At 65.9% G+C, this 14,536-nt stretch carries 10 protein-coding genes; 8 read left to right on the top strand and 2 right to left on the bottom strand.

Going from position 1 to position 14,536, the window contains the following annotated elements:
- Window positions 1-23 precede the first annotated feature (23 nt).
- Window positions 24-491, bottom strand: coding sequence for a hypothetical protein (locus RI444_RS11105; RefSeq protein WP_316963728.1), 468 nt, complete (start codon window positions 489-491; stop codon window positions 24-26).
- Window positions 492-2,626: 2,135 nt separating this feature from the next.
- Here RI444_RS11105 and RI444_RS11110 point away from each other — a divergent pair.
- Entirely contained in the window at window positions 2,627-2,959 is a 333-nt protein-coding gene (locus RI444_RS11110; protein WP_316963729.1) for a hypothetical protein, read from the top strand.
- 168 nt (window positions 2,960-3,127) lie between these two features.
- On the top strand, window positions 3,128-3,616 hold the full coding sequence (locus RI444_RS11115; protein ID WP_256248776.1) for an SLOG family protein: 489 nt from the start codon (window positions 3,128-3,130) through the stop codon (window positions 3,614-3,616).
- Between the two features lie 124 nt (window positions 3,617-3,740).
- Here RI444_RS11115 and RI444_RS11120 read toward each other — a convergent pair whose 3' ends face one another.
- Window positions 3,741-4,076, bottom strand: coding sequence for a histone-like nucleoid-structuring protein Lsr2 (locus tag RI444_RS11120; RefSeq protein WP_056387574.1), 336 nt, complete (start codon window positions 4,074-4,076; stop codon window positions 3,741-3,743).
- 207 nt (window positions 4,077-4,283) lie between these two features.
- Between RI444_RS11120 and RI444_RS11125 the strand changes: the two genes are divergently transcribed.
- The 6 genes from RI444_RS11125 (at window position 4,284) to RI444_RS11150 (ending at window position 14,436) form a co-directional block, all read left to right on the top strand.
- Window positions 4,284-6,209, top strand: coding sequence for a DHH family phosphoesterase (locus RI444_RS11125; protein ID WP_316963730.1), 1,926 nt, complete (start codon window positions 4,284-4,286; stop codon window positions 6,207-6,209).
- Window positions 6,210-6,228: 19 nt separating this feature from the next.
- Window positions 6,229-7,053, top strand: a complete 825-nt coding sequence (locus RI444_RS11130; protein WP_316963731.1) for a type II CAAX endopeptidase family protein — start codon at window positions 6,229-6,231, stop codon at window positions 7,051-7,053.
- Between the two features lie 170 nt (window positions 7,054-7,223).
- Window positions 7,224-7,634, top strand: a complete 411-nt coding sequence (locus tag RI444_RS11135) for a hypothetical protein (protein ID WP_142938857.1) — start codon at window positions 7,224-7,226, stop codon at window positions 7,632-7,634.
- A 1,107-nt stretch (window positions 7,635-8,741) separates the two neighbouring features.
- On the top strand, window positions 8,742-10,670 hold the full coding sequence (locus RI444_RS11140; protein WP_316963732.1) for a phage/plasmid primase, P4 family: 1,929 nt from the start codon (window positions 8,742-8,744) through the stop codon (window positions 10,668-10,670).
- 7 nt (window positions 10,671-10,677) lie between these two features.
- Window positions 10,678-10,914: a hypothetical protein gene (locus tag RI444_RS11145; RefSeq protein WP_056387559.1), complete on the top strand. Its 237-nt coding sequence runs from the start codon at window positions 10,678-10,680 to the stop codon at window positions 10,912-10,914.
- A gap of 297 nt (window positions 10,915-11,211) precedes the next feature.
- On the top strand, window positions 11,212-14,436 hold the full coding sequence (locus tag RI444_RS11150) for a hypothetical protein (protein WP_316963733.1): 3,225 nt from the start codon (window positions 11,212-11,214) through the stop codon (window positions 14,434-14,436).
- Window positions 14,437-14,536: the final 100 nt, after the last annotated feature.

Below are 14,536 nucleotides of genomic sequence, written 5' to 3' on the forward strand. Positions count from 1 at the left end.
TGTCTCAGGAAGTGCGGTGCGGATCAGTGGGTGAGGAAGGCGTCCAGCCCCGAAGGGACAGAAGGCTCCTCGACGGGAACAGGATGGGGCTCGCGGACGGGAGGCGTGGGCGGCGGCTGAACAGCCTGGGCTGCCTCGACGCGCTGCACGGGCTCTGAAGGAACAGCAACAGGCACGGCAGCCTCGTCACGGCTTTCGCGACTCTCGTGCTGGCTTTCACTCCCGTCACGGCCGTCATCGCCGCGTTCCTCTCCTTCAAGGGCCTCGCTGCGCCCAGGGTCCTGCTCGCCCTGCGGCGGGCGGCCGCGCCGGGGAAGCTGCTCTACGGGACGGTTGACCACGTCGATGTAGCCGTCGCGCTGGATGGACTCGCGGATCAACAGCTGGAGCGACCTCGAGATGTCGTACTGCTCGTCGAGCCACCGGTTCGTGGACTCGTCGGCCCGCGGGACGCTCCAGCGCAGACGGCGCGGCTCGGCCTTATCGGTCATTGCGAGCACCCCCTTGCGCCCTCGTGCTGATGGACACTGTCCTCGGTCATCGCGGCCCCCTCTCATGCGCGGTCCCCGAGGCGCTACTGCCAGTCGGGGACCTTTCGACTCATTTATCAGTCATCATTCTACTGGTCTTTCAATGGTCTCTGCAAGGACCACGCCAAGACCAGCAAAAGGCCACCAGCAGATCAGGCCTGCGTCACCGTGAGCGACCATGGCCGCGGCGGGACCCGTGGGAGCCGCCGGCAGGACCCGCAGAAGGCCGCGGGTCAGCCGGGGAACCAGAAGACACAGGACTCATCAAGGGCTCACCCGGGACCGGCACGCGGTCCGCTGCGGACCAGCAGAAGACCTCGATCAGGCCACGGCACATTGGAGGGCGCTCGGTGGTCCCACACAAAGCACAGAAGCGCCCTCGAAGAGACCAGCAACAGTCCACCGTCGCGAGCCGGACCAGAGCAGACCTGTGAGAGACCATCATGAGACCAGCAGTGCGCCCGAAGCGGCCCCGAGGAGCGCCATCCGGCTCTTAATGGGGTCTGAATGGCCTTTCTGGACTCTCTCGGGGCTTGTGTAGGTCTGGTCTGTGTCCCTGTCTGTCCATGCCGGTGCAATGATCTGTCCACTCCGGGACCAGAAGGGGTCCAGCGATGCGGGACCGGACCGGTACCTGGAACACCCGCCTGCGACACCTCGAGGCAGTCCTGGAGCGAGCGGAGGAGCTATCGGAGCAGGGTGGAGCAGCTGTGGTTGCGCCTGTGGCGTCACCGACCCGCCCGGGGGGCCGCAAGGAGAGCGGAGGGAAAAGGCGAACTGGGTAGTAGGGCCCCGCATGGAGCGAAAGGGCAAAAACTCCGCTTCCTGAAGAGGCTCACGGGCGGTGGGGGTCTAGAAGGTAAGAACCCGTGAGCCTCTTCAGGAAGCTGCACCTGGTGGGAGACCCGGACGGCTCGGTGACGCTGTGGAAGCGGGGGCTGCCGTTGGATCCAGGGAGGCTTCATGCTTCCCGGGAAAGCTCCTCTTCTGATGCGTCCACGAGGGGCAGGCCGGGCGGTGGCCGTCGAGGACTCGCTGTCGCTCGTCCGTGAGTGCAGCTGCCACCGGGGAGGAGAGCCAGCCGGCCCGGAACGGGCCCCGGCAAGGGGCCGGTGTGGGCCCGCCTCGGACGCGGTGCGACAGGTGCTGGCGCGACCGTGAAGCAGAGCCGGAGTGAGCGCCCGCACACCGGTGCGACAAGCGCACCGACAGATCAGAGCAGTGCCGCGACAGCAGAGTTTTCCACAGCCTGACGCGACAGGTCGCGGGGAGTGGTGGACGCTGCGCGCCGGGTCTGATGTGCCTGCGGCAGCAGGATGCACCAGGGGTGCGGACCGGGCTGCGCCCGACGTCGCTGACGCTACATGTGAGGACCCGTACGGGTACCCGCTCGTGCCTCGCGGTGGTGCGGAAGATGCATCCGTACGGCGTTGCAGCGGACGGCAAAAGGGCTGTACACCCAAAAGCCAGTAAATCCAGCGGAAACGACATGACCCGTACACCCGCTGCGCGGATGGAGAGGGGGTGTACGGGTCAAGGGTGTACGGGACGTTTCCCCTGATATTCCAGGCTTCCGCTAACGCTCCAGCCGTGGAATGGCGAAATGGCGGCAAGAGAGGAAAAGGGCATAAGGGAACCTGGCAACAGCGGTCCTGCGGACCCTCCGCTTCGCTCCGGTCTCTCGCTGCGCTTCGAGACGCTGTTGGTCGGCATAGCCGACAGGTTCCACCGCTCGCTTCGCTCGCCGGTCCGTCAGTCGCTGCGCTCCCTCCGGCTATGCCCAGCGCTGCGCTTGAGTGGAGGACGCCCCCGCCTGCCCCGCCGCATTTGTCCACAGGTGGACGACGCGGCAAAGGGTGCAGCCAGGCGGTGGATCACCTGGCGCTGCGCACCAGGTTTGTCCGAGGAGGACGGCCCGTCGGCCGGCCCGCTGCGCGGCCCAGTCGGAGCAGTTCCCGACACGGTTCACCAGTGGGCCGTCAGGCCAGCGGAGCTGGCACGGGAGCTGGACCGTACATCGAGTCTCCGCGGACCCCTGGCGGGACCTGCACTCGATGCCCGACACCTGCATCCCGAGAAACAGAAGAGGCATCGTCATGACACACGCTCGGAAGGCATCCAGGTCCGCACGCCGGCCACAGCCGCAGCTCTCGCCCTACGACACCGGAGCCAGGTGCGAGGCCAAGCCGTGGATCCCCTACGGAGAGCGAGTCACTGCGGCGAATCCGGCGGAGAGCTTTGGCAAGGTCGACTTCGACGATGAAGAGAGCGGCACGGTCTGCGTCGCCTACCTCGAGCGCGACATGGACGGTGGATACACCCTTCACGTCGCACCGCTCAGCGAGGACCGGAAGGTCCGGGTGGCAATCCATTACGAACGCGGCGTTGCCAGGCTCAACGGTGCCCAGGCGTCGGCAGCTGCCGCGTAGTGACCTGCCGACTGAGAAGGAACACCGGGAATCATTCCGGAAAACATTGCGGCGAAAGAGGACGCGAATGATGCAGCGACAGACGAGTATCACAATCCGGACTGCCACCGCGGCGGCCTCGGCGGGATCTATGCCGATGACCAAGATGACCAGCCGGGAGGCATCACGATGACCAGTGGATTCAGCCATGCCCTGCTCGTGACCGGTTCCCGAACCTGGGACGCCGCGGAGGCCATGAAGGCGGCTTTGAACGAGGCCTGGAGAGCCTGGGGACCGTCTGCGGTCGCCCGACCCGTGCTCCTGTCAGGGCACTGTCCCAAGGGTGCCGACGCCATGGCCGAGCGGCTGTGGCGGGCTGCCGGCTTCGAAGTAATTGAGTTCCCGGCCGACTGGAGCGCTGAGCCTAAGGCGGCGGGCTTCACCCGGAACCAACGGATGGTCGATGCCCTCGTCGCCATGCGCGCCGGGGGAACGCAGGTCCGTGTCGCCGCCTTCCTGGACCTTTGCAGCAAGTGCGACCAACGCACCGGCCAGCAGCAGCTGATGCCCGGAACGCCAGGGCACTTCTCACATGGCACCGTGCACGCCCGCTCCCGCGCCCTGGCTGCAAGCATCGAGGTCGAAGACATCATCCACCCGCGCCTGCCTCCGTTCTGACAAGTGCACACCCCGGACATGACAACAGCCCTGCAGCTGGTGCTGCAGGGCTGTTGATCCTTGATTCGAATAGGTGGCCGGAAATCTCTCCGGTATGGCCCGAAAGACTGCGGAAAGGGTAGGGCTAGAGAGTCCGCTCGATGCCGTGTGCCTCATCGTGGGCCTTCATGACAGCTTTCGGAATGCGACCAAACTCGGGCACTTCATGACCGTTCTCGCGCGCCCACTTACGGATCTCCTCGCGTTCCTCGGGCGTCGTCTCGGGCACGAGTCGCTTCTTCTCGCCCTTCTTAGTGGCCTTTCGACCCTTACTGATGTATTCCTTGAGATTCTTCTCAAGCTCTTTGCGCTCTTCGTCGGTCAGGTCTATCTCGAACCAGGTGTCGCCCAGTCCGAAGGTGACTGTGGCAGCATCCGGCTTGCCACTGATGTCCGACTCCACAATATTTCGAATAGCCATGTCTTGAATGGTAGACGATCCGAACCACCTTAGAGAAGTCTTTGGGCGCGCCAGAACGACAGATCTTTCGAATGCCTTCATCATAGGCCGAAAACACTGCAATACCAGCATAATCCACCTGCGACACTGCTAAAATCACACTGCCAGCGGGTGCCTTTCCCCACCCCTGTAAACCGACCATTCGACACGATCGAGAGGCCCCCCACCATGACCATTCTCCAGACCGTCGACGACCATCCACTGACGGACGACGGCGTCGACCTGTTCGCCCTGATGTGCCAGCGCCGCGGCTGGACCGACGAGTACCTCCGCGAGATCGAATCAGCTGAACACGACGAGCTCCTGGGCCTGGCCGAGATGGTCGAGGCCCTGGAAGACGCCCGGGCCGCCGGCCACAAGGTCACCATCGCCCCTGACTTCGACATGGACGGGATCTCCTCCGGTGTGCTCGGCTACGCCGGACTGTCAGAGCTCGGCTTCGACGTCGAGCTGCACGTGCCCGACTACCGCCGCGGCCACGACCTCACGCCCGAGGACATCGCAGAGATCGCCGCGACGTGGCCGGACACCAAGGTCCTGCTCACCTGCGACGGGGGAGTGAACTCCCACCGCGGGATCGCCGCCGCCCGGGCTCTGGGATGGAAGACCCTGGTCACCGACCACCACGAGGAGCTCGAACCCGGTTCGAGCGCCGACGTCACCGTCGACCCCTGTCGGATGGACGAGACCTACGCCAACACCGGCATCTGCGGCGCGCACGTGCTCTACCAGGTGTTGGAGGCCTATGCCCGCGTCCACCGGCCGGAGAAGCTCTGGGAGATCCGCCTGCTGCGCCTGTTCGCCGGCCTAGGCACCGTCTCCGACGTCATGCCCGTGCTGTACGAGAACCGGCAGCTGGTGCGCGACTCGCTGTCCATCGCACGGCTGCTGTACGCGCCCGCGCCGCGCACGGTCCCGACCCCCTGGGGCTTCGACCCGGACCCCGAGGCGATCGACGTCGGGCAGTCGACGCTGATGCAGCTGCTGCGCGTCGACCCGCACCACCCGGCCTTCGTCCGGGCCTTCGAGGGCTTCGCGGTCCTGCTGAAGGCTTTCGGCCAGGCAGGCAAGGTCCGAGACATCGACAGCATCGACGAGGGCTTCTACGGGTTCTACCTCGCGCCGGCGATGAACTCCCCGCGCCGCACGGGCGACCCGCTCGCACCGTGCTTCGGCGTGTTCACCGCGCCTGACCAGGACTTGATGCTCGAGGCGGCACACCAGGTCATCGCGACCAACGAGAGCCGCAAGGAGCTTGTCGAGGTCCACACCCGGGAGCTCGAGGAGGGTGATCAGCCGCTGGCCCCCTGGGTCTACTTTTCCGAGGCCTACCCGGGCATGTACGGTCTGCTCGCCAACCGGCTGATGGAGCGCCACGGCCACCCGGTCGTCGTGCTCAACCGTCCCGCCGGGCCGGATGACTACGTCGGAGGCTCCGGCCGGGCACCGTCGTGGTTCGGCATCATCGACACGCTCGAACACCAGGACGGCATGCGCGCCATCGGCCACCAGCAGGCCTGCGGCGTCAAGGTCGACCGGGCGGAACTGCTCGACGGTCTGATCGAAGCATTGCGGGAGGCCACGCAGGTTGCCCTGCTGGCTGTCGTCCAGGATGAGCGCCGGGCCGACCTGGTCCTGGGCCCGGACCGGGACTGCGATGCTGGCTTGGACGACCTGGAGCCTCTGGTCGGCTTCGTCCGGCGTGTGGAAGCGCTGCGGCCCTTCGGCCACGGCTTCGTCGAGCCGGTGGTCGAAATCGCTGTCGAGCCCCTCGGGCTGCGGGTGGACCGGATCGGTTCCGATACTGACTGCGGCCATGAGCGCACCGACGCCAACCTGATGACCAACGCCCGCGGCTACCGCGTGTGCCGCCTGTGCAAGAAGCACCTGCGGCTGGTCACCAGGTCGGGGCTGTTCTGCCTGTGGTGGAACGTCGCCGAGGAGAAGGAGCCGGAGATTTCGGCTCTGACGCGGTCGGCCAGCCGCACCGAGGTCGGAACGCTGCGTTTCATCGCGAAGCTGCAGCTGAACACCTTCCGCGGCGAGACCCGCGTCCAGGCCGTCATCGAAGAGCAGATCCCCGCGTCTGTCTGACCACGGAAAGGAGGCGGGGATGCCCGCTCCACCCATCAAGTCCCGGCTCGTCTCCATCGCGTGGTGTGTCCTCGTGCCCCTCGGCGTGCTCGCCGCCTACCTGGGACTTGGCCTTGCCGTAGTTTCCGTGGTCGGCGAGCCCGTCCTGGGTACGGCGGTGCTCGGAGGCCTGGTGGCGCTGCTCGTCGGCGCTGCCAGGCTCTTCCGGCCCCGGTGGTTCGCCAACGCGCCAACGGTCCGACCGATGTCCGGAACACCGCGCTTTACCCGAAGGGTGCTTGGGTGCCTGGCTCTGGCGTTCTTCGCCGGCCAGTCCCTGGCCCTGTGGCTCTATACCCTGGGCGGCTCGGCGGGATTCGATGAATCGACCCGAGCCAGGACAGACGCCGGTCCCGTCGTGGCCCTCCTGCTCGCACTGGTGGCAGCGCCGGTGGCCGAGGAGATGCTTTTCCGCGGCCTGCTCTACCCGCTGCTGCGGCGCAGGGTCGACATCGTCGCGGCGGTGCTCGTCACCGCCGCGGGCTTCAGCCTACTGCACGCCAACGTCGTCCAGTTTGCTGCCACGCTGCCCCTGGCGGTGCTGCTGGCGCTGGTCTACGAACGCACCCGCGTCCTGTGGCCGTGCGTGCTGCTCCACCTGGCCTTCAACCTCACGGCCGTCCTTGTCCCCGCCCAGCTGCTGGGCGCACTGGCGAACCCCGTCTCAGCGCTGCTGATGACCGCGGCGTTCCTCGCGTGCGCCCTGGCGGTGTACCGCATGGCGGCACCCGCGCCCGGGCCTGCACAAGACGACAGGGAAGCCGGCGGGGAAGAAGGCAGGGAAAACGAGCCACAGGCCGCGTAGCGGCCGGGCTCAATGTGCAGGACTGACGCTGGTGCCCTCCGGGCGACCTTTCGGCCGTGGGCCGACGGTCGCTCCGGAGGGCCTGCTCTCGGGTGACCGGGGTGATCCGGTCACCGGGGGATTGGCTGAAGGATTTTCGTCAGCCAGACCTGAGAGGAGGTGGATCCACCATGGCAGTCGTCAACAAGTGCACGTATGACGCGCAAGGCCGGCTCGTGCGCCCCAGCGGCAGCGAAGTGCGCCGCGCGCGGTTCGCCAGCGACTTCGACACCGGTGAGAGGCCGACCTTCGATCGAGGGTCCATGCACTTCTTCACCATGAGCACCAGCGGCCGCACGGCGGAGCAGGCGCACGAACGCGCCCGCGAGATGCTCGCCCGCTTCTTCGAACGTGCCGAGTCCGTCGCTGGCTTCCGCAAGCTCGAGATGCGCCGGAGGCAGGGTGTGATGCCCTGCAACCGCAACGTCTCCATCACCTACGAGATCCTGTACGCCGTCGAGGACGGCCACCGGGTCCGTGCCCACATACCCGAGTCCCCCAATGCGGGATACCGGCGAGGCCGCAGCGCGGCCGCCTTCTAGGCGGCCGCGCACCCTGGGCCTCGCACCAGCGTGAACGCGCAGAAAGGCCGGAGAGCTCCCTTCCCACGGGGATGCTTCTCCGGCCTTTCTGTTTTCACGTTCCTGTGACAACAACGCCTGGTGACGGTTCCTGGCCCTAACACCAATGCCCACTCTATCAGTGTCGATTCATCATGTGCAATGCAGTTGGCATCCCATTCCGTCGACCATTCGAAGGTCTGTCTCGGAATCACTCGGAATCAATCGGAAGCCCGGTCGACCAGGACGCCGGACCCATCGCGATCGCTCCCGTCAGGGCCGTGAGGGCCTGATGCTCCGCTGCACGGGAGGACGCAGCGCCGAGGTGTACCACGTGTCGTGGTACACCTTCCGATCCCAGTGCTGGCCTGCTCAAACGGCGGGTCAGGCGACCGCGGCCGAGGGAGTCTGTACCACGTGCCCGAGCGGACGTGGTACGCGTTTTGCCTTGGTAGATCAGCGTTTTCGGCAGGTGTACCACGAGTACCACCAGATTCCGAGCGTTTACATATGTGCGCGAAGGACGCCTCCGATCGGTCATCCAGCCAGTAAGAGCTCTTATCCCCATGCGCGTATATCTAGTCTTTATTTAGTGGTACGAGTGGTACAGGGGGTATATAAAGCCCGTCTGACCAGGGTAAACGCCTGTACCACGTGCAAATCTCCATGTGGTACACCCCGTTTGGAGAAGTCCTGAAATCCCCGACTGACCAGGGGAAACAGGTGTACCACGTCAAGTGGTACACCTTCCGATACCCATTGGGGGTATACCGGCTCGCTGCTGCAGCCGGATCCCAGCTCTGGAGGTTCCCGGCCGGCCGGTCGGAAGAACTCCCCGAACCCCGACCAGGGGGTCGGGCGGCTCACGCCGCCCGCGGGGGAGTGCTCGAGCACGAGAAGCCAGCGGCTCCGTGGGGCATACGCCCCCGGAGCCGCTGTTTCTCATTCCAGACCGCACGCCCTCGTCGTGTCGCCGTGGCCTCCGGGTCTCGCGCGCGACCCCTCCGAGCCCCACCCGGGACCTCTGTCGGACCATGAGTCGGCTATCAGTCGACTCGTTGCGAAAGACCATTCGGATGGCATAGAGTCGTGAGCACGTTCCTATTCGATTACGAGACCAATCGGCTTCCCACTCATTGCCGGCAGGTACTCGACGCGATCGAGAAAGACAGCAGCATGACGACTCCTGACGACCCAACGCCCGTCTTCGACGAGGACTTCGACACCCCCTCGACCAACCCTGTCGCCGACGCCTTCACCGAGGTCATGACGTACTTCGCCGACGGCGTCGACATCGCCCCGCAAAACGAAATAGTCACGCGCGCGACCGAGGTCTACCTCCAGCTGATCGACCCGTCGGACCCGCCGGCACCGCGCCTGCTCGAGAAGCAGCTGCTCGCGATCGTGAACGGCGTCTCCAAGGCCGAGAACAGCAAGACCAAGGTGGCTGCCGAGAAGCTGCCCCTGGCCCGGCACCTGACCTACTGGCAAGTGGCGCAAATCCTGTTGAGCCTGCACCACGTGATCCGCATCGCCCCCAGCGCCAAGGACACTGACCGCGAGTACGACCTGCTGGCGATGTACCAGGCCACCGGCCCGGGCCGCGGCACGTACACCACCAGCGAGGACGACATCCGCACCACGGCACGCCGTTACAACACGCAGCTGACACTCAAGGAATTCGCCGAGGTCCTGGCAGTACTCCGCGAGGACAGCCCGCGCCGGCACCAGTGCAGCCACAGAGACCTCATCGCCGTGAACAACGGCGTGTTCCACTACGGCCGCGAGGCCCGGGACATCCATGAGGGCGGCAAGGCCTTCCACTTCGAACCCAAGTCGCTCGTACCCTTCGACCCGGCACTGGTGTTCCTGGCCAAGTGCCACATCGACTACGTCGAAGACCCGGACAACCCGGTGATCGTCCACCCTGTCGACGGCTCGGTCTGGGACATCGAGTCCTGGATCCGCGAGCTCTCCGACGAGGAGGGTATCCCCGAGCTGCTCTGGGAGGTCATCGGCGCGATCATCCGGCCGCACGTCAGCTGGGGCAAGACTGCCTGGTTCTATTCAGAACAGGGCAACAACGGCAAGGGCACGCTGTGCTCGCTCATGCGCAACCTGTGCGGGCCACGCTCGCACACCTCGATCCCGCTGAGCGACTTCGGCAAGGACTTCGCGCTCGAGCCGCTCGTGCGCGCCAACGCGATCATCGTCGACGAGAACGACGTGGGCACCTTCATCGACAAAGCGGCCAACCTGAAGGCGATCGTCACCAACGACGTCATCCAGATCAACCGGAAGTACCGGATGCCGATCGCCTACCAGTTCTTCGGCTTCATGGTCCAGTGCCTCAACGAGTTCCCGCGCGTGAAGGACAAGTCCGAAAGCTTCTACCGCCGGCAGCTGTTCGTACCGTTCAACAAGAGCTTCACCGGCATGGAGCGCAAGTACATCAAGGACGACTACCTCCAGCGCCGCGAGGTCCTGGAGTACGCCCTCTGGTACGTGCTCAACCGCGCCGGCGCAGCCGACCCGGGCAACTACTACCAGCTCTCCGAGCCGGTGGCGACCAAGGACGTCCTGGCCGAGTACAAGGAGGCCAACGACCCCGTGCGCGCCTTCTGGGAAGAGTTCCGCGAGCGGCTGGTGTGGGACCTGGTGCCTTTCACCTTCACCTATGACCTCTACAAGGCCTGGTTCGCAGACGTCTCGCCCTCGGGGTCGCCGGTGAGCAACAAGCAGTTCATCACGGACCTGGTTGCGATCGTGCGGCCTGACCCGCTGTGGCACTGCCCGGACAAGAACAAGAAGATCCGCCCCGGCCAGATGATGGCCACCCCCGAGACGATCATCGCCGAGTACGAGCTGAAGAAGTGGATGAACCCGCACTACAGCGGCTCGGACCCGAAAAAGAAGTCGCAGCCGGTCCTTCAGGCCAACTACCGCGGCCTGCTCCGGCACACAGGTCCCGCTGCCCAGGTGGACGCCGACGACGAGGACACCACAGGAGAGGACTGATCCGACCATGCCCACAATCGCCAGGGCCATCACCGAGCTCGCCCGGGCGGTGACCGACCTCGCCAAGCAACAAGGCAGGGCGAGCACCGCGCTGGCCGATGTCGCCCGCGAACAGCGGATCACCAACCTGATCGTCCGCTCGCAGATCAGTGCCGACCCGGAGGAGAAGCGGCGGCTCGTGGCTGAGGCCTCCAGCCGGATGGACGCCCCGCGCCGCCGCTCTCCACACAACCCGATCGACTGAAGACAAGAACGGAAAACAGGACATGACGCAGCCGCACCCGAACGAACCGGACTGGAAAGACGGATGTGCAGGAGAGGGAGTCTCACCCGGAAAGGAATGCGCCGACTGCACCGGCCAGCGTGAGCACTTCGGCTACTCCCTGGTGGGAGGTCGATGGGCCCGCGGTGCCCGGCCGGTCCCCGCGCAGTCACAAGGAAGAAGCGCCGCCTAAGGCCATCCGCGGCAGCGCCCGGCACCCCGACCAGATAACTGCATACCCCGGCCGTGACGGCCGGTGACGACCGAAAGGCCAGACCCATGACCACCCAGCGCACCCCCGTCACAGCTGAGACCGCGCTCTTCACGTTCTACGACATCGAATCGCTGTCGAACGTCTTCACGCTGTGCGCCTACACCCCGCGGCCGGGCCGCGCCGTCCACGACCTGGAGATCTTCTTCCTGGCCGACGACCCGGCGCTGGTCGCCTCCGTCGACCCCCAGGCCCTCTACGACACCGTGATCCGCTCCAACCCGGGGCTGCCCGCGGTCAGCGTCCAGCTTTGGAACCTCGGCGGCGAACGGGGCAGCCTCCGGCTCGCCGAACTGATGGGCCTCTCGAACGCCGACCAGGTGTGCAACCACTCCGACCCAGGCGGGTACCCCGCGGCGCTGCGTCCGGTCTGCGACACAGACCCCGAGTACGACCCGGCACTGCATCCGTTCCTTGCTGGCTACAACTCAATGAACTATGACACGACCATGGTCGCGCTCTACCTCAACGAGGCGTTTCCGGCCCCGGGCAGCGGTCGGCCGTTTCAGCCGACCACGGCCCGTACTCTGCGCGACCACAACGACCAGCTCTTCTCGTCCCAGCACATCGAGTACATGCCTGGCTACCTCGGCTGGGACGGGGCGGCTGCGAAGATCCGCCGCGCCATGCTTCACTCGGGCCGGCACCTGGACGTGGCCCGGCTGAACGAACTGCAGTCCAAGGTCAGCCTCAAGCGCCTGCTCGGGATGCTCGGCCGCCAGATCAAGGAATCCGAGAAGCTCAGCCATGACACGAGCATCGAGGCGGTAGAGGATCTCTATGAGCTGCTGGCCTACAACGTCTCGGACTGCCTTGGTCTGGCCCAGCTGTTCCGGCATCCGGCGTACGCGAGCAACTTCGATCTCAAGGCCGCTCTGCTCGCCCAGTTCACCGAAACGGTGTTCACCAAGAACGGTGCGGTGCGCAAGGACCGGCTGGCGGTCGACTCCTCATCGGCAAAGTTCGTGGGCCGCATCCTCGCACCCTACGCCTCACTGGATGACATCGAGGCGGTGTCCTTCGTATATCCGCACCCCGAGGTCGCTAAAGAACGCGGGATCGAGCCGGTCAACGTGCTCGACGAGTGCGTGCGCTTCTTCGAGGAGAACGTCGCGCCCGACCCGGCCACCCACTCCGAAGTGACTGCAGCCCAGCGCGAGGCCCACCGGCAGTTCCTGCAAGTCGTGGCGTACTACCGCTCGATCGAGGGGCAGAACTTCAACGACTCCGAGGAGTACCGCGACAAGTTCAGCCTTCCGGCCCGGTCTCTGCGCGATGTGCCCAAGACCCCGAACAACGTGCCGTATTTCCGGGCGGACGCCTCGCCGTCGTCCTGCTTCGCCACGTTCTCCACCGGCGGCATCCATGGGGCCGAAGCCGACCTGTCGGTGTTCAACGCCGAGAAGGTCGAGCACAACGATCAGACCATGATGCTCATCCGGGCAGCGCAGGCCTTCCCGGACGCAAAGGACTTCGTGGCCGAGGCCAAGCGTCAGCACGCCATGCTCCGCCTGCCCGACGGCACCTTCGTCGACAAGCGGCTGGTCCTGCTGGGTTCGGACCCGGAGAAGGTCAAGTACCGCAAGCCGAAGAAGGACGACCCTGACCAGGCCGGGCAGCTCGCCCGCGCCCAGGCCCAGGTGCCTGACCCGGCGGACCTGTTGACCACCCAGCGGCCCGAGGCAGAGGCGCTGAACGTCGTCCTGCCCGACGGCGGTGTCCTGGAAGGCAAGGTGGTACTCGCCAACAGCACGGCCACCAATGCCGCCTACCGCGATGAGCCGGCCAAGAAGAAGCCGGAGCTGTTCATCGCCAAGGAAGACGGCTCCGACAAACTGCACCCGAAGTTCGCACGCACCTCGGCTGGCCTGGTGATCCACGAGGACTTCACCAGCTACTACCCGAACCTGCTGCGCAACATGCGGGCGTTCTGGAACCCCGAGCTGGGTGAGGACCGCTACGCGAAGATCTTCTTCGACAAAGAGCGCTACGGCCAGGAGATCAAGGGGCTGAAGAAGCAGCTGGCGCAGCTTCCGGGCGACAGCCCTGAAGCTGCGCGGCTGAAGGCTCAGATCGCCGGGCTCGGCGTGCTGCGCAACGGCACGAAGCTGATCCTCAACTCGGCCTCGGGCGCAGGCGACGCAAGTCACCGGACGCCGATCCGGATGAACAACCGCATCATCTCGATGCGCATCCTTGGTCAGCTGTTCAGCTGGCGGATCGGACAGGCCCAGACCCTGGCCGGGGCGCGGATCATCTCCACCAACACCGACGGCCTCTACTCGGTCGTCGGCGGCGAGAACGGATTCGACGAAGCGACCAACAACCGGGTGCTGGCCGAGCAGCAGGAGGCCATCGGCGTCGACATCGAACCTGAGCTGATGTTCCTCATCAGCAAGGACTCGAACAACCGCCTGGAGCTGGAGGCCCCGGAGCCGGGGCGGTCCGTGGCAGACAGTCCGATCATCGCCGCCGGTGGCGGCACGCTGGCCTGCCACGCGGGCCCGACTCCGACGAAGTCGCTGGCCCACCCGGCCGTGATCGACTTCGCCCTGGCCCGCTACCTGCAGACGGTGGCGAGCAGGGGAGAGTCGGCGATCGCGGAGCCCTTCGACCTGATGCTGGGCCGGAAGGTGATCGAGGAGGCGGTCCTGGAGGACGACCCGATCCGGTCGCTCCTGTTGTTCCAGAACGTCATCGCGGCCTCCCGCGGCTCGATCACCTACCCCTTCTCGGCTGCACCCATCGACCCCGCCGTGGGTGTGAAGTACAGCGAGCAGGGTCACGTGGCCAACGTCCGCGACCCGCAGGTGCTGCAGATGGTCAACCGGGTGTTCATCGTCCGCGAGGGCACTGAGAACGCCCGGAGCCTGCTCAACGCCGGTGCCTGGAAGGTCACCGCGGCCAGCCAGGCCAAGCGCCGCGAGGAGGACATCGGCCGGACCAAGCGCGACCCGGTCGCGCTGGAGGTGCTGCGCCATCACGGCTGGGCCCGCTCCCGCGCCGAGGCCAGCATGTCGGACGGGCTCGCCGTGCTCCCGGACGACCAGGACGTCGTGGTGCGGCGCATTAACGCCATCGACCCAACCTGGTCGATGGTCGTCGTTAACGACGACCTGCACCAGCTGCCGGCCGACCGGATCGAGCGGCTCATCGCCTCGCTGGACCTGGACACCTACGTCCGGATGCTCGAGGAGACGTTCACCAAGAACTGGATGAACGAGGCCGCCTGAGCCGATCGACCACAGCCCGCACAAGGGGGCCGCGCACGCCGCGGCCCCCTTGTTCAACTCTGTGCACCATTGCGAATGGTTCCGCACAGATCATTCACTT

Origin of the sequence: Paenarthrobacter sp. AT5 (assembly GCF_032764245.1) — a bacterium.
GTDB classification, from domain to species: Bacteria; Actinomycetota; Actinomycetes; order Actinomycetales; family Micrococcaceae; genus Arthrobacter; species Arthrobacter ureafaciens.

What these genes read in the sequence shown, in the direction of transcription:
- RI444_RS11105 (WP_316963728.1), bottom strand. Translation starts at nt 491, where the DNA reads ATGACCGATAAGGCCGAGCCGCGCCGTCTGCGCTGGAGCGTCCCGCGG.
- RI444_RS11110 (WP_316963729.1), top strand. Translation starts at nt 2,627, where the DNA reads ATGACACACGCTCGGAAGGCATCCAGGTCCGCACGCCGGCCACAGCCG.
- RI444_RS11115 (WP_256248776.1), top strand. Translation starts at nt 3,128, where the DNA reads ATGACCAGTGGATTCAGCCATGCCCTGCTCGTGACCGGTTCCCGAACC.
- RI444_RS11120 (WP_056387574.1), bottom strand. Translation starts at nt 4,076, where the DNA reads ATGGCTATTCGAAATATTGTGGAGTCGGACATCAGTGGCAAGCCGGAT.
- RI444_RS11125 (WP_316963730.1), top strand. Translation starts at nt 4,284, where the DNA reads ATGACCATTCTCCAGACCGTCGACGACCATCCACTGACGGACGACGGC.
- RI444_RS11130 (WP_316963731.1), top strand. Translation starts at nt 6,229, where the DNA reads ATGCCCGCTCCACCCATCAAGTCCCGGCTCGTCTCCATCGCGTGGTGT.
- RI444_RS11135 (WP_142938857.1), top strand. Translation starts at nt 7,224, where the DNA reads ATGGCAGTCGTCAACAAGTGCACGTATGACGCGCAAGGCCGGCTCGTG.
- RI444_RS11145 (WP_056387559.1), top strand. Translation starts at nt 10,678, where the DNA reads ATGCCCACAATCGCCAGGGCCATCACCGAGCTCGCCCGGGCGGTGACC.
- RI444_RS11150 (WP_316963733.1), top strand. Translation starts at nt 11,212, where the DNA reads ATGACCACCCAGCGCACCCCCGTCACAGCTGAGACCGCGCTCTTCACG.